The organism is Mesorhizobium sp. WSM4806, assembly GCF_055811635.1.
In genome coordinates this window covers 202544-224469 of record NZ_JBVVQZ010000004.1, presented here as the reverse complement: position 1 = coordinate 224469, position 21926 = coordinate 202544, and the positions used below count along the sequence as shown (strand labels likewise).

20 protein-coding genes are annotated in these 21926 nt (G+C 62.6%); 13 read left to right on the top strand and 7 right to left on the bottom strand.

What is annotated here, in order from left to right; translation table 11 throughout:
- The first annotated feature begins 54 nt into the window (after window positions 1-54).
- From AC0L2M_RS08725 to AC0L2M_RS08715, 3 genes are all read left to right on the top strand, one after another.
- On the top strand, window positions 55-576 hold the full coding sequence (locus AC0L2M_RS08725) for a CoA-binding protein (protein WP_473534595.1): 522 nt from the start codon (window positions 55-57) through the stop codon (window positions 574-576).
- Window positions 577-762: 186 nt separating this feature from the next.
- The gene (locus tag AC0L2M_RS08720) at window positions 763-2043 is read left to right on the top strand and encodes an O-acetylhomoserine aminocarboxypropyltransferase (RefSeq protein WP_473534594.1); all 1281 of its coding nucleotides are present in this window, start codon (window positions 763-765) and stop codon (window positions 2041-2043) included.
- 21 nt (window positions 2044-2064) lie between these two features.
- A complete protein-coding gene (locus tag AC0L2M_RS08715; RefSeq protein WP_473534593.1) occupies window positions 2065-2415 on the top strand; it encodes a cupin domain-containing protein in 351 nt (116 codons plus the stop codon).
- Here AC0L2M_RS08715 and AC0L2M_RS08710 read toward each other — a convergent pair whose 3' ends face one another.
- Complete coding sequence (locus AC0L2M_RS08710; protein ID WP_473534592.1) at window positions 2416-3672, bottom strand: cytochrome P450; 1257 nt, start codon at window positions 3670-3672, stop codon at window positions 2416-2418.
- A 191-nt stretch (window positions 3673-3863) separates the two neighbouring features.
- Between AC0L2M_RS08710 and AC0L2M_RS08705 the strand changes: the two genes are divergently transcribed.
- Entirely contained in the window at window positions 3864-4967 is a 1104-nt protein-coding gene (locus AC0L2M_RS08705) for an NAD(P)/FAD-dependent oxidoreductase (RefSeq protein WP_473534663.1), read from the top strand.
- A gap of 1 nt (window position 4968) precedes the next feature.
- On the opposite strand, the gene AC0L2M_RS08700 is transcribed toward AC0L2M_RS08705, so the two are convergent.
- The gene (locus tag AC0L2M_RS08700; protein ID WP_473534591.1) at window positions 4969-5556 is read right to left on the bottom strand and encodes a hypothetical protein; all 588 of its coding nucleotides are present in this window, start codon (window positions 5554-5556) and stop codon (window positions 4969-4971) included.
- Between the two features lie 334 nt (window positions 5557-5890).
- Here AC0L2M_RS08700 and clpP point away from each other — a divergent pair, with 334 nt between their 5' ends.
- The 4 genes from clpP to AC0L2M_RS08680 all read left to right on the top strand — a co-directional run bounded on the left by clpP (window position 5891) and on the right by AC0L2M_RS08680 (window position 11289).
- Window positions 5891-6520 carry an ATP-dependent Clp endopeptidase proteolytic subunit ClpP gene (clpP, locus tag AC0L2M_RS08695; protein ID WP_128170025.1) on the top strand — a complete coding sequence of 210 codons (630 nt, stop codon included), beginning with the start codon at window positions 5891-5893 and terminating at the stop codon, window positions 6518-6520.
- A 294-nt stretch (window positions 6521-6814) separates the two neighbouring features.
- Complete coding sequence (gene clpX, locus AC0L2M_RS08690) at window positions 6815-8089, top strand: ATP-dependent Clp protease ATP-binding subunit ClpX (protein ID WP_027155315.1); 1275 nt, start codon at window positions 6815-6817, stop codon at window positions 8087-8089.
- 321 nt (window positions 8090-8410) lie between these two features.
- On the top strand, window positions 8411-10822 hold the full coding sequence (gene lon / locus AC0L2M_RS08685; protein WP_473534590.1) for an endopeptidase La: 2412 nt from the start codon (window positions 8411-8413) through the stop codon (window positions 10820-10822).
- A gap of 194 nt (window positions 10823-11016) precedes the next feature.
- On the top strand, window positions 11017-11289 hold the full coding sequence (locus AC0L2M_RS08680; RefSeq protein WP_023798342.1) for an HU family DNA-binding protein: 273 nt from the start codon (window positions 11017-11019) through the stop codon (window positions 11287-11289).
- Between the two features lie 241 nt (window positions 11290-11530).
- On the opposite strand, the gene AC0L2M_RS08675 is transcribed toward AC0L2M_RS08680, so the two are convergent.
- Window positions 11531-12553 carry an aldo/keto reductase gene (locus AC0L2M_RS08675; RefSeq protein ID WP_473534589.1) on the bottom strand — a complete coding sequence of 341 codons (1023 nt, stop codon included), beginning with the start codon at window positions 12551-12553 and terminating at the stop codon, window positions 11531-11533.
- Window positions 12554-12655: 102 nt separating this feature from the next.
- Between AC0L2M_RS08675 and AC0L2M_RS08670 the strand changes: the two genes are divergently transcribed.
- Both AC0L2M_RS08670 and AC0L2M_RS08665 read left to right on the top strand, forming a co-directional pair.
- Window positions 12656-12853, top strand: a complete 198-nt coding sequence (locus tag AC0L2M_RS08670) for a hypothetical protein (protein ID WP_473534588.1) — start codon at window positions 12656-12658, stop codon at window positions 12851-12853.
- Between the two features lie 5 nt (window positions 12854-12858).
- A complete protein-coding gene (locus tag AC0L2M_RS08665; protein WP_473534587.1) occupies window positions 12859-13611 on the top strand; it encodes a creatininase family protein in 753 nt (250 codons plus the stop codon).
- A gap of 103 nt (window positions 13612-13714) precedes the next feature.
- On the opposite strand, the gene AC0L2M_RS08660 is transcribed toward AC0L2M_RS08665, so the two are convergent.
- The 3 genes from AC0L2M_RS08660 to AC0L2M_RS08650 all read right to left on the bottom strand — a co-directional run bounded on the left by AC0L2M_RS08660 (window position 13715) and on the right by AC0L2M_RS08650 (window position 17558).
- Entirely contained in the window at window positions 13715-14632 is a 918-nt protein-coding gene (locus tag AC0L2M_RS08660; RefSeq protein WP_027155318.1) for a carbohydrate ABC transporter permease, read from the bottom strand.
- A gap of 11 nt (window positions 14633-14643) precedes the next feature.
- On the bottom strand, window positions 14644-15765 hold the full coding sequence (locus AC0L2M_RS08655) for a carbohydrate ABC transporter permease (protein WP_473534586.1): 1122 nt from the start codon (window positions 15763-15765) through the stop codon (window positions 14644-14646).
- A gap of 128 nt (window positions 15766-15893) precedes the next feature.
- Entirely contained in the window at window positions 15894-17558 is a 1665-nt protein-coding gene (locus tag AC0L2M_RS08650; RefSeq protein ID WP_473534585.1) for an ABC transporter substrate-binding protein, read from the bottom strand.
- Window positions 17559-17871: 313 nt separating this feature from the next.
- On the opposite strand from AC0L2M_RS08650, the gene AC0L2M_RS08645 reads away from it, so the two are divergent.
- From AC0L2M_RS08645 to rbsK, 3 genes are all read left to right on the top strand, one after another.
- Window positions 17872-18930 carry an ABC transporter ATP-binding protein gene (locus AC0L2M_RS08645; protein ID WP_473534584.1) on the top strand — a complete coding sequence of 353 codons (1059 nt, stop codon included), beginning with the start codon at window positions 17872-17874 and terminating at the stop codon, window positions 18928-18930.
- A gap of 97 nt (window positions 18931-19027) precedes the next feature.
- Window positions 19028-19480, top strand: a complete 453-nt coding sequence (locus AC0L2M_RS08640) for an RbsD/FucU family protein (protein ID WP_023798333.1) — start codon at window positions 19028-19030, stop codon at window positions 19478-19480.
- 4 nt (window positions 19481-19484) lie between these two features.
- On the top strand, window positions 19485-20447 hold the full coding sequence (gene rbsK, locus AC0L2M_RS08635; RefSeq protein WP_473534583.1) for a ribokinase: 963 nt from the start codon (window positions 19485-19487) through the stop codon (window positions 20445-20447).
- A 403-nt stretch (window positions 20448-20850) separates the two neighbouring features.
- On the opposite strand, the gene AC0L2M_RS08630 is transcribed toward rbsK, so the two are convergent.
- Window positions 20851-21636: an ion transporter gene (locus AC0L2M_RS08630; RefSeq protein ID WP_473534582.1), complete on the bottom strand. Its 786-nt coding sequence runs from the start codon at window positions 21634-21636 to the stop codon at window positions 20851-20853.
- Between the last annotated feature and the right edge of the window lie 290 nt (window positions 21637-21926).

Genomic DNA, 21926 nt, shown 5'->3' with positions numbered 1-21926 from the left:
TTTCTGCAACAATCCGGATGGTTTTCTCGCCGAGGCTCTGTATGAGGACGAGGCATGAACCATGACGCCTACGACAATGCCTATATCGCCGGCATCCTCAATTCGGTGAAGACCATCGCCATGGTCGGTGCGTCCGCCAACGATGTGCGGCCGAGCTATTTCGTGCTGAAATACCTGCTGGGCAAGGGCTTTTCGGTGTTCCCGATCAATCCCGGCCAGGCCGGCAAGGAAATCCTTGGCCGGATGACCTATGCCAGGCTCGCCGATGTTCCCGAGCCGATCGACATGGTCGACGTGTTTCGCGGCTCGGCGGCGGTGCCGGGCGTTGTCGACGACGTCTTGCGGCTCGATCCGTTGCCGAAAGTCATCTGGATGCAGCTTGGCGTGCGCCATGACGAGGCAGCCGCACGCGCCAAGGCCGCCGGCATCAATGTGGTGATGAACCGCTGCCCCAAGATCGAATATGGCAAGCTGTCGGGCGAAATCGGCTGGACCGGCGTCAACTCAGGCGTGTTGTCGTCGAAGAAGCCGCTGATGCGGCCGGGATTCCAGAGTTTTGGCGTCCGTCGGAAGTAGGTGGTGCATGGTGAATAGTGAATGGTGAATAGAAGGATTTTTCCGGAAGGCGGCCACAGCGGCATATGAGCCGCTTGCAATCACGATGGGGCTGGCCGACGTTGCCTTCACCATTCACCATTCACCATTCACCATTCACCATTCACCACTCAGCATTCAGCATTCAGCATTCAGGGGAGGTAATCCATGACCCGCACGCCCGGTTTCAACACGCTCGCCGTCCATGCCGGCGCCAAGCCCGATCCGGCGACCGGCGCGCGTGCCACGCCGATTTATCAGACGACCTCCTTTGTCTTCGATGATGCCGACCATGCCGCTTCGCTGTTCGGGCTAAAAGCCTTCGGCAACATCTACACCCGGATCATGAACCCGACGCAGGCGGTGCTGGAAGAGCGTATCGCGGCACTCGAAGGCGGCACCGCGGGGCTGGCCGTGGCGTCGGGCCATGCCGCGCAGGTGCTCGTGTTCCACAATTTGATGCAGCCCGGCGACAATTTCGTCGCCGCGACAAGGCTTTACGGTGGCTCGATCAACCAGTTCGGCCACGCCTTCAAGAATTTCGGCTGGCAGGTGCGCTGGGCCGACACCAACGACATCTCGACCTTCGAAAGCCAGATCGACGAAAAGACCAAGGCGATCTTCATCGAGAGCCTGGCCAATCCGGGCGGCGTCTTCGTCGACATCGAAAAGATCGGCGACATCGCCCGCAAACATGGTCTGCCGCTGATCGTCGACAACACGCTGGCCTCGCCCTATCTGGTGCGGCCGATCGAGCATGGCGCCGACATCGTCGTGCATTCGCTGACCAAGTTCATCGGCGGCCACGGCAATTCGATCGGCGGCGCCATTGTCGATGGCGGTACCTTCGACTGGTCGAAATCCGGCAAATATCCGATGCTGTCTGAGCCGCGCCCTGAATATGGCGGCCTCGTCCTACACGAAACATTTGGCAATTTCGCTTTCGCCATTGCCGCGCGCGTGCTCGGCCTGCGCGACATGGGCCTGGCGATCTCGCCCTTCAATGCGTTCCTGATCCTGACCGGGCTGGAAACCCTGCCGCTCAGGATGCAGCGCCATTGCGACAATGCGGTCACCGTCGCCGCGTGGCTGTCCAACCACCCAAAGATCGCCTGGGTGTCCTATCCCGGCCTGCCCAGCGACAACAACAACGCGCTGCAGAAGAAGTATTCGCCGCTTGGCGCCGGTGCGGTGTTCACCTTCGGCCTGAAGGGCGGCTATGCGGCGGGCATCGCATTCGTCGAGGCACTCGAACTGTTCTCGCACCTCGCCAATGTCGGCGACACCAAGTCGCTGGTCATCCATCCAGCGTCGACCACGCATCGGCAATTGTCCGACGAACAGAAGGTCGCCGCCGGCGCTGGGCCGGATACGGTCAGGCTCTCGGTCGGCATCGAGGATGTCAACGACATCGTCGCCGATCTGGAACAGGCTCTCGCCAAGGTCTGACCCCTGCTGCAAGGAGTTTCCATGACCGCGCCAAAATTCCTCTCCGTCGATATTGAAAGCGTTGACCCGGAACCTGGCGCGCCGGCGCCGGATCGCCTGATTTCAGGCGATCCAAAGTTCCGCACCTGGAATGTCGAGGAACGCGACGGCGGCCTCTATGCCGGCATCTGGGAGGCGACGCCAGGCAAATGGCGCATCGAGTATGACGAGTGGGAGTTCTGCCACATCCTGTCGGGCGTCTCGGTGATTTCAGAGGCGGGCGGCGAGGCGCGCACCGTCAGGGCTGGCGACAGTTTCGTGCTCAGGCCGGGGTTTAAGGGAAGCTGGGAAGTGCTTGAAACGACACGCAAGGAGTATGTGATCAAGCTTTGATCATTGTCCGCTGTGCACGGCGAGCCTTTCCAGCCCGTTGAAATGATAGCTGTCGCGAAAACGCGGCTGTTCGGCCAGATGCAGCCGCGGCAGCCGCTCGAACAAGGTTTTCAGCGATACCTGCAATTCGAGCCGGGCGAGCGGCGCGCCGATGCAGAAGTGGATGCCGGCGCTGAACGAGACGTTCTTCTGGTCGGTGCGATCCGGCCTGAAGGCGAAGGGTTCGGCAAAGGCCGCCGGGTCGTGATTGGCCATGCCGAGCAGCAGGCCGATCGTCTCGCCCGGCCGCACCAGAATGCCTGGAACGACCTCGATCTCTTCATAGGCATAGCGCGTGAACATGTGCAGCGGCGCGTCGAAGCGCAGGCATTCCTCGACCGTGGCGGTGGTCGTTTGCGGCGAGGTGAAGAAGCGGCGCGGGTCGCCGCCTTGCGCGAGGATCGCGCGCACCGCATTGCCGGTCTGGTGGACGGTCGCCTCGTGGCCGGCATTGAGCAGCAGGATCGCCGAGGACACCAGTTCGTCCTCCGAGAGTTTTTGGCCATCATCTTGCGCCGAGATCAGCAGCGACAGCAGATCGTCGCCGGGTTTCTTCCGTCGTTCAGCGACATAGCCGCGCAGAAAATTCGAAAAATCATGTGCTGCGCGATTGGCCGTCTCTTCCGTTTCGCGTGTGCGGCCGTGCATGTACATGGCGACCATCTGATGCGACCAGTCGAGGAGTTGCGGTCCCATCTCGACCGGCACGCCGAGCATCTCGGCAATGATGGTGATCGGCAAAGGCGATGCGAAGGCTGGCAGCAGGTCGACCTGCCCCGGTTCGAAACGGTCGATCAGCTCGTTGGCCAACGCCTCGACGCGCGGCCTCAGCCGCTCGACCTGACGCGAGACGAAGGCGCGGTTGACCAGCGTTCTGAGTCTGGTGTGAACGGGCGGTTCCAGCTCCAGCATCGAATTGGCCTCGATGCCGTCGAAGCTGCCGAGATGGGTGCGGTCCTCGCCGACGCCGCTTCTGTCAGGGATGCCGGCCGGGTTGTGGCGGCCGAAGCGCCGGTCGCGCAGCAGCCGGCTGACGTCGTCGAAGCCGCCAAAGCACCAGAAGCCGAACTCTTCCCAGAAGAAGACATTCGATGCGCCATGCATGAAAGCATAGGCCGCGTACGGGTTCTGGAAGAAAGCCGCCTCGTGTGGATCGAGCCGCACATGACGGGTGGCCGGATCGAAGGCCAGGTAAGTTGGTGGCACCAAATCGGTCATTGTGGATCATTAGCGCATGACCCCAAAAACCGGAATCGGTTTTCGGAAAGGATCATGCGCAGATTCAAAAGTGTTGGAGCGTCCTTTGCGCGCCCCAACGACACGCGGCGCTCCAAGGCTTGCCAGCCTGGCGCCAGACATGCACAAAAGCGCATTTAGCCAGCCGGCGCGGCTGCGGAAAGACTGACTTGATGAATGTGATCGTGGTTGGCGCAGGCATTGCGGGGCTGTCGACGGCCTGGTCGCTGGTCAAGGCCGGGCACCGGGTCTCGATTGTCGAGCAGGGACCGATTCCCAATCCGCTTGCCGCCTCGGGCGACCATCACCGCATCATCCGCCGCGCCTATGGCGCAGCCTCGGGTTATGGCCGGCTGATAACCGAAGCCTACGAGGCCTGGGACGAGATGTGGGCCGATCTCGGCGAGAACCATCTCGACCCGCGCGGCTTCATCTGCATTTCACGCGAGCCGGGAGACGAAGCCGAGGAATACCGCGAGGGCATGGAGGCCGGGAACTACCCGATCGAGCTGTTCGAGCCGGACGCCGCGGCCAAGCGCTGGCGGTTCCTGCAGCCCGGCTCGTTCCGCTACGCGTATTTTTCGCCGGAGGGTGGTGCGCTGCATTGTCGCAAGATTGCCTCCCGCCTCGCCGAATGGCTGCGGAGAACCGGCGCCAATGTCTACGACAACAGCAAGGTGGTGGAGGTCGACGCCGAGGCTGGCCGCCTTGTGCTTGAAAGCGGCGAGACGATGCAGGCCGACCGCATCGTCGTCACCGCTGGCGCCTGGGTGCTGAAACTGTTTCCGGAGCTGGGCGGCGAGCTGAAGACCTGGCGCACCGCGCTCGCCTATGTCGAACCGCCGGCGGATCTGAAAGCGGCGTGGCATTCGGCCCCGGTCATCCTCGATGTCGGCGGCGCCGTCGACGGCTACGTGATCCCGCCGTCCGGCGGCGCCGGCATGAAATTCGGCTCAGGGCTGCACAGGGTGCCGACCAGCGATGCCGACTGGAACCGCCAGCCGGTGGCGCGCGAGGGCGAGGCGATCCGCGACCTGTTTTCGCCGCCGATCGCCCGTGTCGAAGAATACAAGGTCACCGAGGTCGTCACCTGCGCCTACACCTTCACCGCCGACGAAAAGTTCCTGGCGCATGAGAAGGGCAAATGCCTTGTCGTTTCGGCCTGCTCCGGCCACGGCTACAAGTTCGGCGCGGCGGTCGGCAGGCGTGTCGCAGCGACCGTCGGCAATGGCGATGTCGGCGGCTTGAAAGCGTGGCTGCGGGCCGAAGCGGTCTGACCTAATACCGGCAGTGCCGCGGAATTCGCACCTGCCGCCAGCGCGACGAGCCCTCGCGGACCAGAATCCGGCGCGCCACTGTCTGGTAGGTGGCGGGAAAATTGACGATCCGCCGCTGCTCCGGCTGCACCAGAACCTCTTCGGCGACGCTCTCGTACTCGGCGGGACTGACGATGCGCCGCTGGCGCTCCGGCTGCACCACCACGGTTTCGGCCACCCGTTGATAGCGCGCCTTGTGCCTGATCTTGCACAGCACCTTGCGGCCGTTGATGACGCGCCATTCCCAGGAGTAGCCGCCATCGACCTTCACCGTGCGGTAGATGATGCGGGTAATGGCAGGCACCATCTCGTAGCTGACACGCGCCGGTGCGATCTGCACCACCCGCTCGCGCGTCCCGTAGATCGCCGGAACGGATTCCACCTGCTGACCGGCCGGGCTGACGAGCACGTTTTCGTAGACCGTCTCGTAGACGGACGGCCTGTTGACCTGCTCGTAGCATTCGACGGCGCGCCCGCCGGCAGCCGTTTCGGACACCATGCCGAGGACGGCGAGGCTGGCGATGGCCGAGGAAGCAGTTTTCCCGATCATTGCACTCCCCCCAGTTTGAACTTTCCACGCAAGCTCAACGTTGAATTGTAGGGGAAGCCGTGTCCCGGGAAAGCGGTTTCGGCACATTTCGTTAAGCGACGCGGTTAAGAAACTGTTACCCGGCAGCGCAGCCGCGCCGCTTCAACAGCAGCCGGCGCAGCTTCGGGCGAATTCTGTGCAGAAACCTTGATTCGACTTAACCGGATGGCTAGGAGGGGCGGCCTTGCGCTAGGGTGAGCCGACATCCTATTTACAGGGATAACGATCCAGAACCGATTCTGCCCGACTTGCTCATCTCCGGCGCCGGAATCCCATCTTCAATAAGGGATAGTCCATGAAGAACCCCGTCGAAACCTACATGAACCTCGTTCCGATGGTGGTCGAGCAGACCAATCGCGGCGAGCGGGCCTACGACATTTTCTCGCGGCTCCTGAAAGAGCGCATCATTTTCATCACCGGTCCGGTCGAGGACGGCATGGCGACGCTGGTCTGCGCGCAGCTCCTATTCCTCGAAGCGGAGAATCCGAAGAAGGAAATCAACCTCTACATCAATTCGCCCGGCGGCGTCGTCACCTCGGGCATGGCGATCTACGACACCATGCAGTTCATCAAGCCGGCGGTGGCGACGCTGTGCATCGGCCAGGCCGCCTCGATGGGCTCGCTGCTTCTCACCGCCGGCGAGAAGGGCATGCGCTTCGCCACGCCGAACGCCCGCATCATGGTCCACCAGCCTTCCGGTGGTTTTCAGGGCCAGGCTTCCGACATCGAGCGCCACGCCCAGGACATCATCAAGCTGAAGCGCCGTCTCAACGAGGTCTATGTCAAGCACACCGGCAAGAGCTACGACGAGATTGAAAGGACGCTCGACCGCGACCATTTCATGACCTCCGACGAGGCTAGGGAATTCGGCCTCATCGACAAGGTCATTTCGTCGCGTGAGCCGATCGAGGGTCTTGCCACATAAGCCCGGTGGCAGCTGGATGGTGCGAAAACACGCTTTTGATGCCGCTTGCGGCATTTCGGCCACAATTGGCTGTTCCCTCGACGGGAGCGATTGCCTACGTTAAGCCTATGTTGATTTTCGACGGCTTAGCTTTGTGCGGGGTTGATGCGAATCATTGCGACGTTTTCTGATATGTGTTTCGTATGGAATGCGTTGCGGGAGCCGGACTACTGGCGGCGGCGATTTCCCGCGATAGATTGAGATATGCGCCCTTTCAACCAGACCATCGGCGGGCGGCTATGAAAGGACATGAAAATGAGCAAGGTCGGCAACAGCGGCGGTGATTCCAAGAACACGCTTTATTGCTCGTTTTGCGGCAAAAGCCAGCACGAAGTGCGCAAGCTGATCGCCGGCCCGACGGTGTTCATCTGCGACGAATGCGTCGAGCTCTGCATGGACATCATCCGCGAGGAGAACAAGACCTCGATGGTGAAGTCACGCGAGGGCGTGCCGACCCCGCAGGAGATCCTCAAGGTTCTCGACGATTACGTCATCGGCCAGCCCTACGCCAAGCGCGTGCTGTCGGTGGCCGTCCACAACCACTACAAGCGCCTCGCGCATGCCGGCAAGAACAACGACGTCGAGCTGGCGAAGTCCAACATCTTGCTGATCGGCCCGACCGGCTGCGGCAAGACGCTGCTTGCGCAGACGCTGGCCCGCATCATCGACGTGCCGTTCACCATGGCCGATGCGACGACGCTGACCGAGGCGGGCTATGTCGGCGAGGATGTCGAGAACATCATCCTCAAGCTGTTGCAGTCGGCCGACTACAATGTCGAGCGCGCGCAGCGCGGCATCGTCTACATCGACGAGATCGACAAGATCTCGCGCAAGTCGGACAATCCCTCGATCACCCGCGACGTGTCGGGCGAGGGCGTCCAGCAGGCGCTGTTGAAGATCATGGAAGGCACGGTCGCTTCCGTGCCGCCGCAGGGCGGCAGGAAGCATCCGCAGCAGGAATTCCTGCAGGTCGACACCGCCAACATCCTGTTCATCTGCGGCGGCGCCTTCGCCGGGCTGGACAAGATCATCTCGGATCGCGGCCGCAAGACCTCGATCGGCTTCGGCGCCACCGTCGCGTCGCCCGAGGATCGACGCACCGGCGACGTTTTCCGCCTGGTCGAGCCTGAGGATCTGTTGAAGTTCGGCCTCATTCCCGAGTTCGTCGGCCGTCTGCCGGTCCTGGCGACGCTGGAGGACCTGGATGAGCCGGCGCTGATCCAGATCCTGACCGAGCCGAAGAACGCGCTGGTCAAGCAGTACCAGCGGCTGTTCGAGATGGAGAATGTCGACCTGACCTTCCACGAGAATGCGCTGTCGGCGATCGCCAAGCGCGCCATCGAGCGCAAGACCGGCGCGCGCGGCCTGCGCTCGATCATGGAGGCGATCCTGCTCGACACGATGTTCGAGCTGCCGGCGCTGGAAGGCGTGCGCGAAGTGGTTATTTCGGAAGAGGTGGTGTCGGGCAACGCCAGGCCGCTCTACATCTATTCCGAGCAGAAGGAAAAGAAGGGCAACGTCAGCGCCTGACGTCCAGCCCTGTAGTGGAGTTCTTAAAACGGCGCCGCAAGGCGCCGTTTTGCTGTTTGCGGCTGGGCAGGCTATGATGAACGGCCCGACTTGTGATGAACAGCCCGACTTGATGAACGGATTATGACGGATTGGATGAACGGTTTCGTGACGACCCTTGATCTTTGCCTCGCTTGCCTCCAACTAACGGTGGAAGGCCGTGGCGCCGAATTCTGTGCTGTAAAACTCCCGTCACAAACGGTGGTAGGCGGAACCATCCCCGGTCGTTAATATGAGAATCGCGGTTGGCCGATTGGCGGTCGCGACATGAAAGGTTGGACAATGGCCAAAATATCCAAGGCTCCCAGCGACGGCGTCTTCGCAGTCCTCCCACTGCGCGACATCGTGGTGTTCCCGCACATGATCGTTCCGCTCTTTGTCGGGCGTGAAAAGTCGATCAAGGCGCTGGAAGAGGTGATGGGTCAGGAAAAGCAGATCCTGCTTGCGACCCAGATGAATGCCGCCGATGACGATCCCGAGTCCGATGCGATCTTCGACATCGGCACGCTCGCCAATGTGCTGCAGTTGCTGAAGCTGCCGGACGGCACCGTCAAGGTGCTGGTCGAAGGCGCCTCGCGCGCGAAAATCGTTTCGTTCACCGACCGTCCCGATTTTCACGAGGCTCGTGCCGCAGCACTGGTCGAACCGGATGAGGAAGAGGTCGAGGTCGAGGCGCTGGCCCGTTCCGTCGTCACCGACTTCGAGAACTACGTCAAGCTGAACAAGAAGATCTCGCCCGAAGTGGTGGGTGCCGCCAGCCAGATCGACGACTATTCCAAGCTCGCCGATACGGTTGCCTCGCATCTTGCGATCAAGATCCCCGAGAAGCAGGAGATGCTGGCCACGCTTTCGGTCAAGGAGCGGCTGGAAAAGGCGATGGGCTTCATGGAAGCCGAAATCTCCGTCCTGCAGGTCGAGAAGCGCATCCGCTCGCGCGTCAAGCGCCAGATGGAGAAGACCCAGCGCGAATACTACCTCAACGAGCAGATGAAGGCGATCCAGAAGGAACTCGGCGAGGGCGAGGACGGCCGCGACGAGGCCGCCGAGATCGAGGCGCGCATCAAGAAGACCAAGCTCTCCAAGGAGGCCCGCGAAAAGGCGGAAGCCGAACTGAAGAAGCTGCGGACGATGTCGCCGATGTCGGCTGAATCGACCGTCGTGCGCAACTATCTCGACTGGATCCTGTCGATACCGTGGGGCAAGAACTCCAAGGTCAAGCAGGATCTGGCCTTCGCGCAGAACGTGCTCGACACCGACCATTTCGGCCTCGACAAGGTCAAGGACCGCATCGTCGAATATCTCGCCGTGCAGAGCCGCCAGAAGAAGCTGAAGGGGCCGATCCTGTGCCTCGTCGGCCCTCCCGGCGTCGGCAAGACCTCGCTCGGCAAGTCGATCGCCAAGGCGACCGGCCGCGAGTTCATCCGCATGGCGCTGGGCGGCGTGCGCGACGAGGCCGAGATCCGCGGTCACCGGCGCACCTATATCGGCTCGATGCCCGGCAAGGTCATCCAGTCGATGAAGAAGGCGAAGAAATCCAACCCGCTCTTCCTGCTCGACGAGATCGATAAGATGGGCCAGGATTTCCGCGGCGACCCGTCGTCGGCGTTGCTCGAGGTGCTCGATCCGGAGCAGAACTCGACGTTCATGGACCACTATCTCGAGGTCGAATACGACCTGTCGAGCGTGATGTTCGTGACGACGGCGAACACGTTGAACATCCCGGCACCGTTGATGGACCGCATGGAGATCATCCGTATCGCCGGCTACACCGAGGACGAGAAGATCGAGATCGCCAAGCGCCACCTGATGCCCAAGGTGATCCGCGACCACGCGCTGCAGCCGAAGGAGTTCTCCGTCGGCGAGGACGCGATCCGCGGCATCATCCAGACCTACACCCGTGAAGCGGGCGTCAGGAGCCTGGAGCGCGAGCTGATGAAGCTCGGCCGCAAGGCGGTGACCGAGATCCTGAAGACGAAGAAGAAGACGGTCGACATCACGGCGGACAATCTCGCCGACTACCTTGGTGTTCCGCGCTTCCGCTTCGGTCAGGTCGAGGCCGACGATCAGGTCGGCGTTGTCACCGGGCTCGCCTGGACGGAAGTCGGCGGCGAGTTGCTGACGATCGAAGGCGTCATGATGCCCGGCAAGGGCCGCATGACGGTGACCGGCAATCTGCGCGACGTGATGAAGGAATCGATCTCGGCGGCGGCCTCCTACGTCCGCTCGCGGGCTCTCGATTTCGGCGTCGAGCCGCCGCTGTTCGACAAGCGCGACATCCACGTCCACGTGCCCGAGGGCGCAACGCCCAAGGACGGACCGTCGGCGGGCGTGGCGATGGCGACGGCGATCGTCTCGGTGCTGACCGGCATCCCGGTCAGGGCCGACGTGGCGATGACCGGCGAGATCACGCTGCGCGGCAGAGTGCTGCCGATCGGCGGGCTCAAGGAGAAGCTGCTTGCAGCACTGCGCGGCGGCATCAAGAAGGTGCTGATCCCGGAAGACAACGCCAAGGATCTGGCCGAGATTCCGGACAACGTGAAGAACGGCATGGAGATCGTTCCGGTCGCGCGGGTCGGTGAAGTCTTGCGCCATGCGCTGGTGCGTATGCCGGAGGCGATCGAGTGGGTCGAACCGGTCAATGCGCCGGCTGCGGCGGATGCCGGAGACGACGCCGGCAAGCTGTTAGCGCATTAGATCGTGCTAAAGTTGCAATGCACAAGAGAGAGCCGGGCCCCAGCGCCCGGCTTTTTCATGAAAAAACCCCGGAATTCCGGGGTTTTTTCGACTCTTTTGACGCTTTTCGACTTGGTTGCGGAAGCGCTTCTTTCTAAAGTCCGTTTCCTGCCGGATGAGTCGTACGTTCCGGTTTCTCATGGAAGGGAATTTTTATGAACAAGAACGAACTGGTGTCCGCTGTCGCCGATGCCGCGAGTATTTCGAAGGGTGACGCGCAGTCGGCAGTCGATGCGGTGTTCTCCGTCATCACTGGCGAACTGAAGAAGGGCGGCGATGTCCGGCTTGTCGGCTTCGGAAATTTCACAGTGTCAAAACGCGCTGCCTCGACCGGCCGCAATCCGCAGACCGGCGCCGAAGTGCAGATTCCGGCGCGCACCGTGCCGAAGTTTTCGGCCGGCAAGGGCCTCAAGGACGCAGTCAACTAAGAGACCGTTTGGAAACTCTACTCTGGCGGCCATCTGATGGCGTTTTCTGCGCTTCCGGTGCTCACGGACCCAAATGTCCGCTGCGCGCCGGTTCTCGAAACCGCCACCATATGACTCGCCAGAGCGAATTTCGAAACAGTCTCTAAGCGCCTTCGTACCCTTTTCAGAGATCAGAAAAGCCGGACATGCCCGGCTTTTCTTTTGCGCCTACCTTTATCTTGTCGGCCAGCAGCAGGCGGCTTTATGCCGTCGGCGCATCGGCGCGCATCAGCCCTTCCTGCTTGAGATCGGCCCAGAGTGCCGATGGCAGCTCCGCGTCGAGCAGCGACCGGTTGCTTTCGACCTCGCTCGGCCGCTGGCCGCCGGGGATCACCGACACGACCGAAGGGTGCAGCAGCGGAAATTGCAGTGCCGCCTCGATCAGGCGCACGCCGTGGCGTTTGCAGATGGCCTCGATGCGCGCGACGCGGTCGAGGATGTCCTGCGGCGCCTCGGTATAATCGTAATAGGCGCCGGGCTTCGGACCGGTTGCCAGGATGCCGGAATTATACGGCCCGCCGAGAACGATGCCGATGCCGCACTTCTGGCATAGCGGCAGGAAGGATTGCAGCGCCTCCTGCTCCAGCAGCGTATAGCGCCCGGCAAGCAGGAAAAGGTCGAAGTCGCCGCGCTCGGCAAGCGTCTGGGCAACCTGCCATTCGTTGATGCCGCCGCCGAACGCCTTGATGACGTCCTGGTCACGCAGGGACAGCAGCCCGTAATAGCCCGAGCGCATGAACTCCTCGATGCGCTGGTCCGAGGCCTGCTTGCTGCCATGGGTGAAGACGTCGACGTCATGCACGAAAAGAATGTCGATGCGGTCGACGCCGAGGCGTTCCAGCGAGGCTTCGAAGGAGCGCATGACGCCGTCATAGCTGTAGTCGTAGACCTCGCGGCGCGACGGCGTGTCGAAGAACTTGCCGATGCCAGTGCGCTGGTCCGGCGGGCAGGCGCGCATGATGCGGCCGACCTTGCTCGACAGCACATACTCGTCGCGCTTTTTCGAGCGCAGGAACGGATTGAGCCGCGTTTCCGACAGGCCAAGCCCGTAGAGCGGCGCGGTGTCGTAGTAGCGGCAGCCGACCCGCCATGCAGCCTCCAGGGTGGCGTTGGCATCCTCATCGGAGACGGCGCGATAGAGGTTGCCGAGCGGCGCCGTGCCGAAGCCAAGTTCCGTGAACGCGATGCCGCCATTGCCGATGCGGTCGAAATGCCGTGTCTTCATATGCTGCCGTTTCCTCACCTACGCAATTGCCACGACACTATCACGCCTGGGGCGCTGCAAAAGCACTCCGAGCCGTTGGACACGAACTTTCACGGTGATAGCATGAGCAAAAACAAGCTGTTCGGGGAAAAAAATGGCTCAAACATTCAGGCAAGTTTCGGGTTCCGGGAAATTGGTCGAACCATCGTGACCAATGCCGGCACAGATCTGGTCAGAATTGCGCTCGACGAGCTTGGCACTGTGCTGGCTCGGATCGGCGAAAGCCGTATCGACGCCGCCCGCCACACCAACATGGAGTAATGGGCATGCGTTACGAGCTGATGCTGCCGCACCAGATCCGCAAGGCGATCGCCGAGAACTGGCCGATCGCGCTCCCGCTCGGCGTGCTCGAATACCACGGTGAGCACATGGCCGTCGGCATGGACACGCTGGCGGTGGTCAAGATGCTGGAGCTGTTCGAAAAGGAAGCCGACATCGTCATCCTGCCAGCCTTCTACTATGGCGCGGCGAGCTACGCGGTGGCGCCGCCAGAGGGCAATGGCTCGGTTCAGGTCGGCGGCAGGGCGCTGGCTCCGTTCGCGGAGGAACTGTTCTACAGCCTATTGCGCATCGGTTTTCGCAACATCCACGCCATCATCCACCACCAGACCGAGAACTTTGTTGCCGGCATGCCGACCGATCTCGCCTTCAAGACCGCCGGCCGCCAGGCGATCTTCCGTTTTCTGGAGAAGGAGCGCGGCGAGGGCTGGTGGGGCTCCGAGACGATGGCCGGCTACTATGCCGAGCACGCCAAGGGCGGCAATTTCTTCAACTGGATACAAGTGCATCCGCTGATGCCGACGATGCCGACGGTGACGGACGGCCAGTATCCCTTCGATCATGCCGGCATCGGCGAGACGTCGCTGATGCTGGCGCTGTGCCCGGAAGCGGTGGACGCCGGCCACTTCGCCGACAATACGGGATGGTATACGCAGACCGCCCCTGAGGCCTCGATGGAACTGGGGCAAAAGGGCGTCGCGATGATCCTCGATCATTTGAGGGCGACACTGGCGCGCTAGGCTGTGCGCAGACGCTCTATTCGGGCGTTGCAGTGGTGCAGGATGAAAGCCGTAGCGATCCTTCGCGCCCCCCTCTGTCCTGCCGGCATCAAAGAAGCAACCGCTACTTCACCGCGCCTGCGGTCATGCCCATGATCAGGTAGCGCTCCAGCGCGATGCCGATGACGGCGAGCGGCGTTATCGCGGCGGTGGCGAGTGCGGCCATCGACCACCAGTTGATGCCCTGCGAGCCGGTCTGGCTCGCCACCATGACGGGAATGGTTTTTGCGTCGGTCGAGGTCAGCAGTGCGGCGAAGAAATACTCGTTCCAGCACAGCACCATCGCCAGGATGAAGGCCGCGACCATGCCCGGCAGCGCGATCGGCATGACGATGCGGAAGAAGGCGCCCCAGATCGACAGGCCGTCGACGAGGGCTGCTTCCTCCAGTTCGACCGGGATGGAGTTGAACTGGTCGCGCATGATCCAGATGACGATCGGCAGCACCATCAGCGTGTAGAGCAGGATCAGCCCGATGCGCGTGTCGAGCATGCCGACTTCCCGGTACAGCACGAGAAAGGGCAGGGCGAGCACCACCGGCGGCAGGATCAGCTGCGACAGGAAGAAGAAGGAGATGTCCTCGTTCTTGAACCAGGCGAAGTGATAGCGGAAGCGGGTGAGGCCGTAGGCGGCGAGGCTGCCGATGACGATGGCGAGGCTCGATGCACCGACCGAGGTGATGACCGAATTCATGAAGCGCTTGATGAACTCGTCGCGCACCGTCGAGGTCCGGAAGATCGCATCCGGCGACAGGCCGAGCGAGCGCCAGCCCTTCCAGTCCGGCTGGAAGTCGACGAACGGGATGAGATGGCCCTGGGTGACGTCGACCGCGGTCTTGAACGAGGTGGTTATCGTCCAGTAGATCGGGAACAGGCAGATGAAGGCCCAGAACACCAGCGCGCCATAGATGAAGACGCGGTTGGCGAAAAAGCTCGCCGGCGAGCGGATTTCGGAAGCGGCATAGTCGGTGGTCTGGACGCTCATCTGGCCGCCTGTCAATTGACGTTGCGCACGAAGCGATTGGCGACTTTCAACAGCCACGTCACGAACACGATGATGATGATGAGGTAGGCCATCGCCAGCATGGTGCCGTAGCCGACATTCGAGCGGTCGCGATACTCGCGGTAGATGAAGCTCGACACCGAATCGGTCGCGCCGCCCGGGCCGCCCGAGGTGACGGTGATGATGATGTCGGCAAGCTTCAGCTTGAAGATGATGCGCAGGATGATCGCCGTCACCGATACCGGCAGCATCAGCGGGAAGGTGACCTGCCAGAACGTCTGCCAGGCATTGGCGCCGTCGACCCTGGCCGCCTCAAGCACCTCGCGTGACATCGCCTGAAGGCCGGCGAGCAGCATGATCATCATGAACGGGATGAACGTCCAGGCATCCAGCACCATGATCGAGATGCGGGCGGTGATCGGGTTTGAGAAGAAGGCGGGGTTTTCCCAGCCGAGCTGGCGCGCCAGCGCCGCGGCCGGCCCGAAGCGGTATTCCATCAGCGATTTGCCGATCATCCACGACACCGCGACCGGCGACAGCATCAACGGCATGAGGAAGACGACGCGGAAGAATTTACGCGCGCGGATCTGTGCGTTGAGCAGCAGGGCCAGGCCAAAGGCGATGACGTATTCGACCAGCACCGCCAGCACATAGAGCACCATGTTGAACAGCGCGTTGCGGTAATAGGGATCGGCCAGCATCTGCCAGAAATTGTCGAGCCCGTTGAACTTGCGGCCGGAGAAGGAACTGAGGTTCCAGTCGGTCAGCGCAATGTAGAAGCCGAACAGCGTCGGGAAGATCACCATGGCGATGGTGAACAGCAGCGCCGGCAGCAGGAACAGCGCGCGCTGGCCGTCTTCGCCGCGTGTCAGCACCTGGCCGACGCCGAGTGCAACACCCCACAGCACATAGGCATAGACGACCGGCCGCCAGGTCTCGAAGCCGAGCGTGTTGACCTCTGACTTGTAAAGGATCTGGACTGCGATCACGGCCAGCAGGCCGAGCGTCGCAGCGGCCATCAACGCCCGGCCGAGCCGCTTGCCGCCCGGCGATATCAGATCGGATGGAGCGGCGTTTGCCGGCCACGCATTGGTGGGCAAGGTCTGGTCAGCCACGCTTCTCGTCCATTCGCTGAAGGCTGCTATGACCGGCTCGCCGGTCAAGCTGTTATGACCGGCTGGCCGATCAAGCTGCAGTCCGGCGGCTTTGCGTCGCCGGACCGCGGTTTCACGACAGTCTCAGCCTACATGCCGAGCGAGGCCTTGTAGAGCTTGACCTGGTTTTCGCGACCGATCTGGTCGGTCAGCTTCTCCCAGGCGGCGGCAATGGCGTCGGCGCCTTCCTGCGCCGTCATCTTGCCGGCAAATGTATTGGCCAGGATGTCCTCGGCGGCGCTGTAATATTGGAAGATGCCGGGGATGCGCGGCTCGATCGCGGCGTTCGGATGGTTGTAGCTGTCGGCCTCCGACTTCAGATACGAGGTGATGAACGCCTCGTCGTAACCGGCCGCCACCCATTCCGGAACGTCGAAATGCGAGTTGCGGTAAGGCTGGAAGCCGGACGGATACGCCGCGCACCAGAGCGACAGGTCCTTGCCACCGAGATGGGCGGCGGCAGACCAGGCCGCCTTCTTCTTCTTTTCATCCGAATCGACACGAGCCATGACGTAGACGCCCCAGCCGAGATAGGCGCAATTCGGCGCATGGTTCGGGCCGCTGGCCAGTTTGTCCCACTGGCCGGTCTTGGAATTGTAGACGTCGTCCGAGCCCGGCAGGATCGAGAAGCCGGTGACGTCGCCGACGACAGAACTGTCGTTGGTCTTGACGTTGGAGCCGACGTCGCCCCACCAGGTGACCATCGAACCGGTGCCGGCCAGGAACTGCTGGAAGGCGGTGGTGTTCGGGTCGGCGTTGATCTGGTCGGCAGGCTCGGAAGGCAGCGCGTCGATCACGTCCTGGATCGCCCGCACCCAGGCTGGATTGTTGATGCGCGGCTTCATCGTATCGGCATCGAACAGCCAGGCCTTGTCGTCGGGATGCTTGGCATAGGCGCTGGCGCGGCTGCCGAGGAAATAGAAGCCGAAGCCGCCCCAGGCCTTGGGCGCGTCGAGATAGCCGAAAACGTCCTGGCCCTGGAACTGCTTGCCCTTGAGGAATTTTGTCACCGCCTGCACCTGCTGCCAGGTCTTGGGCACGCCCCATTCACCGCCACCGCCGCCGTCCTTCCACGCCTTGGCGAGGTCGGCATCGGCAAACACGTCGGTGCGGTAGTTGAAGTTGTGCGCGTCGCCATCGACGGTCACGCGGTACTGCTTGCCGTCCCAGGTGCCGACCGGTGGCTGCAGATAGGCCACGACGTCCTTCATGTCGATCTGGTCCTTGACCCAGTCCGGCATTTCGGACGTGAGACCCTTGCCGCAGACGTCGCCTTCGAACGGCGCGCCCATCTCGATGATGTCGAAATCGACGGTGCCGGTGGCGATCGACTGCTGCAGGCGGGCGTTGTAGTCCGCCTGCGCCAGGTCGATCCAGTTGATCTTGGCGCCGGTATAGGTCTCCCACGGCTTCAGGAAGCCGCGAAACAGCACATTGTGCAGGTTCTGGTTGTTGAGCCCCATGAAGGTGAGCTGGACGCCGGCGAATTCGCCTTCCTTGACGCTGGCCTTGGTCGCCTCCAGGCAAAGCTCGCCGACCTGCTGGAAGTCGGCATCGGTCGGCTGGCCCTTGCCGACACCGGGGATCTGCAGGATCTGCGCGCGCAATTCGCTTGCCGCGGAAGCCGGGCGCGTCAGCGCGCCAAGCCCGGCGCCGGATGCCGCTGCGACGGCGGCGATGCTGGCCGCGCCCTTGAGGACATCGCGGCGCGTGGCACCCGCGCGCATGAATTGGTTGTAAAGGCTGACTTTCATTTCGTTCCTCCCAGAATCTCGTGATGATTGAGAATCTCAATGGCGATTCTCAATGGTGATTGTTCGGGTGTTTGGAGCGCTGGAAATGTTCCCCAACAACAGCGCGTCCTCAATTTTTCCTCCCGCAACGCTTCGATTTCCGTGGTCCGGACCAGCGTGCCGGCGCGCCCGGAACAGGGTCAAAACCCGAGCCCGTTCACTATTCTCACAACCAGGTGCCGTGTCAAACGAGAACAGGGTTTTTTATCTATAAAAGACTGACTTGCCCTCGCCGTTTGCCTTGTTTAGCTTCACCGCAACGAAAGGGGGGCCGATGGCTCAAGTCGCGATCAGCAATGTGGCCAAGGCGTTCGGAACCGTCAAGGTCCTGCACGGTGTCAGCGTCGACATCGCCGACGGGCAGTTCGTGGTGCTGGTCGGCCCTTCGGGGTGCGGCAAGTCCACGCTGCTCAGGATGGTGGCGGGGCTGGAGACCGTTTCCGGCGGCACGATCGCCATCGGCGACCGTGTCGTCAACCATCTGCCGCCGGCCAAGCGCGACATCGCCATGGTGTTCCAGAACTACGCGCTCTATCCGCACAAGACGGTCGAGCAGAACATGGCCTTTGCGCTAAAACTGCGCAAGACCGATCCGGCCGATGTCGCCGAGCGGGTCAAGCGCGCCGCCGATATCCTCGATCTCAACCCCTATCTCAAGCGCTATCCGCGCCAGCTCTCCGGCGGCCAGCGCCAGCGCGTCGCCATGGGTCGCGCCATCGTGCGCAACCCGCAGGTGTTTTTGTTCGACGAGCCGCTGTCCAACCTCGACGCCAAGCTGCGCGTCCAGATGCGCACCGAGATCAAGGAACTGCACCAGCGGCTGAAGACCACCACCATCTACGTCACGCACGACCAGATCGAGGCCATGACCATGGCCGACAAGATCGTCGTGATGCGCGACGGCCGCATCGAGCAGGTCGGCGCGCCGCTGGAACTGTTCGACCGGCCGGCCAACCTGTTCGTCGCCGGCTTCATCGGCTCGCCGTCGATGAACCTGCTCAAGGGCGTGGTACGCAAGGGCGACAAGTCCATCGTCGAGATCGCCGGGACGCCGTTCCCGATGGCTGCGAGCAGCAAGGTGGAGGACGGCCGCAATGTCGTCTACGGCGTCCGGCCCGAGCATCTCGAAATCCACCCCGACGGCGTGCCGGCGAAGATTTCCGTCGTCGAGCCGACCGGTTCCGAAACGCTGGTGTTTCTGCGTTTCGGCGAGGGCGAGATGGTGGCGCTGTTCCGTGAGCGCCACGACTTCAAGCCGGGCGACACGCTGCATCTGAAACCGCGGCTCGACCAGGTCCATCTGTTCGACGCAGAGACCGGCAATCGTCTCTAAAACACTTTGAATTGCGCATGATCTTGTCCGAAAACCGACAACACTTCGGGATCATGCGCCAGGCTTCGCATCAAAAAAGCCCGTTCGGGAGGGAACTATGCTCAAAGGGATCAATCCGCTGCTCAATGCCGACGTGCTCCAGGCGTTGCGGGCGATGGGCCATGGTGACGATCTGATCATCGCCGACACCAACTTCCCCTCCGATTCGGTGGCCCGCCAGACGGTGCTCGGTCGGCTGCTGCGCATCGATGCACCGGCGGCTGACGTGGTCAAGGCGGTGCTGTCGCTCTATCCGCTGGACACTTTCGTCGACGATGCCGCCGCCCGCATGGAGATCGTCGGCAAGCCGGACGAGATTCCCGCCGTGCAGCAGGAAGTGCAAGGCGAGATCGATGCTGCGGAGGGCAAGGCCTGGCCGATGATTTCGGTCGAGCGCTACGCCTTCTACGAACGTGCCAAAAAGGCCTATTGCGTCATCCAGACCGGCGAGCGCCGCTTCTATGGCTGTTTTGCCTTCCGCAAGGGCGTCGTTCCGCCGGACGCGGAGTAGCGGGATGCCAGGCAAGCCTGTGGTCATCAAGCCTGTCGTCATATTGGGCGTCTTCGTCGCCGACACCGCCTACCGCGCCGCCCGCCAGCCGCGCATGGGCGAGACGATCCTTGGAACATCCTTCACCCTCGGCCCGGGCGGCAAGGGCTCCAACCAGGCGGTCGCGGCCGGCCGTCTCGGCGCCGACATCACTTTTTTGACGCGCCTTGGCGTCGATCCCTTTGCCGATATGGCGAGGCAAACCTGGACGCAGGCCGGGGTGAAGAGCGCCGTCATCGACACGCCGGAGAGTTATACGGGTGCGGCCTATATCTTCGTCGAGGAGACGAGCGGCAACAACGCCATCATCGTCAGCCCGGGTGCGGCCATGCTGATTTCGCCCGACGACATCGAGGCTAACGCTGGCCTGATCCGCTCGGCCGGCGTCTTCGTCACCCAGCTCGAGCAGCCGATCGAGGCGGCGATGCGGGCGCTGGAGATCGCGCGCGGGGCAGGGGTGACGACCATCCTCAACCCGGCGCCCGCGGCAAGCCTGCCCGAGCGCATCTACACGCTCTGCGACTATGTCACGCCCAACGAGACCGAGGCCGAGGAACTGACCGGCATCAAGGTGTCGTCCATCGACGGCGCCCGCCGCGCCGCCGATCGTTTGCTTGGAAAAGGCGCCGGCGCGGTTATCGTGACGCTCGGCGAACAGGGCGCGCTGCTGCACACGGCCAGCCGATCCGACCATGTCGGCGCGATCAAAGCCGGTCCCGTGGTCGAGACCACCGGCGCGGGCGACGCCTTCAATGGCGGTCTGGCCGCAGCACTTGCGAGAGGCGTGGACCCGCTGCAAGCGGTCCGCTTCGCCTGCGCCGTCGCCGGCATCTCGGTCACCCGGCCGGGCACGGCGCCGTCGATGCCGACGCTGCAAGAGGTCGAGGCGCTGCTCGCCGAGGCCGAAGCTGCTGATCTCCCCCCTTGAGGGGGAGATGTCGCCGAAGGCGACAGAGGGGGTCGTCTGACGTAATGCGCCAACCTCCTCTGTCGCAAGAGAGAAGGCCGCGCCCAGTCGAACCGACCCCCTCTGTCCTGCCGGACATCTCCCCCTCAAGGGGGGAGATTGGCCGTCATCTCCGACCACGGTGACATATTAGCCACAGTGAATATGAATCGCCAAACCCGTCTTGCGTCTTTGGCATAGGTGTCCCGTAATGGGTCACTGGGTCTGGCGCCGCAATTGCACGGTCAGCGAAGCGGGGGGCAATCTTGACCTGGCAATCGAGGGGGTATTGGGGGACCCGCCGCTTCGCAAATGAAGCGGCGGGCTCTTTCATGGCACCCATCACAAGCCGCCGACGGTGTTTTGCAATGCTCGCGGAGGCGCTCTAGCCGCGAACGCCGGTCAATTCGCGGACCTCCGCCCGCAGCGCTTGCAACTCCGCCAGGATCATCGCCTGATCGCTGTGCAGCGTCGCCCTGTCGGCCGATTCAACCGCTTCATGCTCGGCCTCCATCGCCGAAACGATCACGCCGATGAACAGGTTGAGCACGGTGAACGAGGTCGCGATGATGAACGGGATGAAGAACAGCCAGGCCGCCGGATAGACCTCCATGACCGGGCGCACCACGCCGTCCGACCAGCCTTCGAGGGTCATGACCTGGAAAAGCGTGAACAGCGATGCCGGTATGCCGCCGAACAATTCGGGAAACGACGAGCCGTAGAGCTTCGTCGCCATCACCGCAAAGACGTAGAACACCAGCCCGAGCAACAGCATGATCGAGCCCATGCCGGGCAAGGCGGTGATGAAGCCGGTGACGACGCGGCGCAACGACGGAACGATGCTGATCAGGCGCAGCACCCGCAGGATGCGCAGCGCCCGCAGTACCGAGAGCGACCCGGTCGTGGGGATAAGCGCAAAACCGACGACGAAGAGGTCGAAGATGCGCCATGGATCGCGGAAGAAATGCGTCCTGTAGACGACCAGCCGGATCGCGAGTTCGAGCACGAAGACGCCGAGGATCGCGCGGTCGATGGCCGTCAGAAGCGGGCCAAAGGCCGCAATCGCGTCGGGCGAGGTTTCGAGGCCGAGCGTGACGGCGTTGATCAGGATCAGGACCATGATCGCGAGGTCGAAGCGGCGCGATTCGATGAGCGATTTCAGGGCATCCAAGGCTTGTTCTCCGTTAGAGCATCGGACCCGAAAATGGGAACCGGGCCTGGGAAATCCAATGCTCAAACGCATATGGCCGGCTTGTGACGCACCGGATACAAAAAAGTTGAAACTCCCAAGAAACTGAGAGCTTTTGTATTAGTAGCTCGGCACGGTGATACCTTTGATCGCGGAGCGAGGCGCCCCCCCCCAGGGGGGGGGGGGGGGGGGGGCGGGGCGGGGGGGGGGGCGCGCCCCCCCCCCCCCCCCCGTAGGGGCCGCGGGGTGCGGGGGAGTGAGGGCTAATGGGG

Excerpts from the sequence above, each read along its gene's own strand:
- AC0L2M_RS08650 (WP_473534585.1), bottom strand. The coding sequence starts at position 17,558 with ATGAAAGTCAGCCTTTACAACCAATTCATGCGCGCGGGTGCCACGCGC.
- rbsK (WP_473534583.1), top strand. The coding sequence starts at position 19,485 with ATGCCAGGCAAGCCTGTGGTCATCAAGCCTGTCGTCATATTGGGCGTC.
- AC0L2M_RS08665 (WP_473534587.1), top strand. The coding sequence starts at position 12,859 with ATGCGTTACGAGCTGATGCTGCCGCACCAGATCCGCAAGGCGATCGCC.
- clpP (WP_128170025.1), top strand. The coding sequence starts at position 5,891 with ATGAAGAACCCCGTCGAAACCTACATGAACCTCGTTCCGATGGTGGTC.
- lon (WP_473534590.1), top strand. The coding sequence starts at position 8,411 with ATGGCCAAAATATCCAAGGCTCCCAGCGACGGCGTCTTCGCAGTCCTC.
- AC0L2M_RS08660 (WP_027155318.1), bottom strand. The coding sequence starts at position 14,632 with ATGAGCGTCCAGACCACCGACTATGCCGCTTCCGAAATCCGCTCGCCG.
- AC0L2M_RS08680 (WP_023798342.1), top strand. The coding sequence starts at position 11,017 with ATGAACAAGAACGAACTGGTGTCCGCTGTCGCCGATGCCGCGAGTATT.
- AC0L2M_RS08670 (WP_473534588.1), top strand. The coding sequence starts at position 12,656 with ATGAGCAAAAACAAGCTGTTCGGGGAAAAAAATGGCTCAAACATTCAG.
- AC0L2M_RS08725 (WP_473534595.1), top strand. The coding sequence starts at position 55 with ATGAACCATGACGCCTACGACAATGCCTATATCGCCGGCATCCTCAAT.
- AC0L2M_RS08705 (WP_473534663.1), top strand. The coding sequence starts at position 3,864 with ATGAATGTGATCGTGGTTGGCGCAGGCATTGCGGGGCTGTCGACGGCC.
- AC0L2M_RS08720 (WP_473534594.1), top strand. The coding sequence starts at position 763 with ATGACCCGCACGCCCGGTTTCAACACGCTCGCCGTCCATGCCGGCGCC.
- AC0L2M_RS08675 (WP_473534589.1), bottom strand. The coding sequence starts at position 12,553 with ATGAAGACACGGCATTTCGACCGCATCGGCAATGGCGGCATCGCGTTC.
- AC0L2M_RS08715 (WP_473534593.1), top strand. The coding sequence starts at position 2,065 with ATGACCGCGCCAAAATTCCTCTCCGTCGATATTGAAAGCGTTGACCCG.
- clpX (WP_027155315.1), top strand. The coding sequence starts at position 6,815 with ATGAGCAAGGTCGGCAACAGCGGCGGTGATTCCAAGAACACGCTTTAT.
- AC0L2M_RS08710 (WP_473534592.1), bottom strand. The coding sequence starts at position 3,672 with ATGACCGATTTGGTGCCACCAACTTACCTGGCCTTCGATCCGGCCACC.
- AC0L2M_RS08640 (WP_023798333.1), top strand. The coding sequence starts at position 19,028 with ATGCTCAAAGGGATCAATCCGCTGCTCAATGCCGACGTGCTCCAGGCG.
- AC0L2M_RS08645 (WP_473534584.1), top strand. The coding sequence starts at position 17,872 with ATGGCTCAAGTCGCGATCAGCAATGTGGCCAAGGCGTTCGGAACCGTC.
- AC0L2M_RS08700 (WP_473534591.1), bottom strand. The coding sequence starts at position 5,556 with ATGATCGGGAAAACTGCTTCCTCGGCCATCGCCAGCCTCGCCGTCCTC.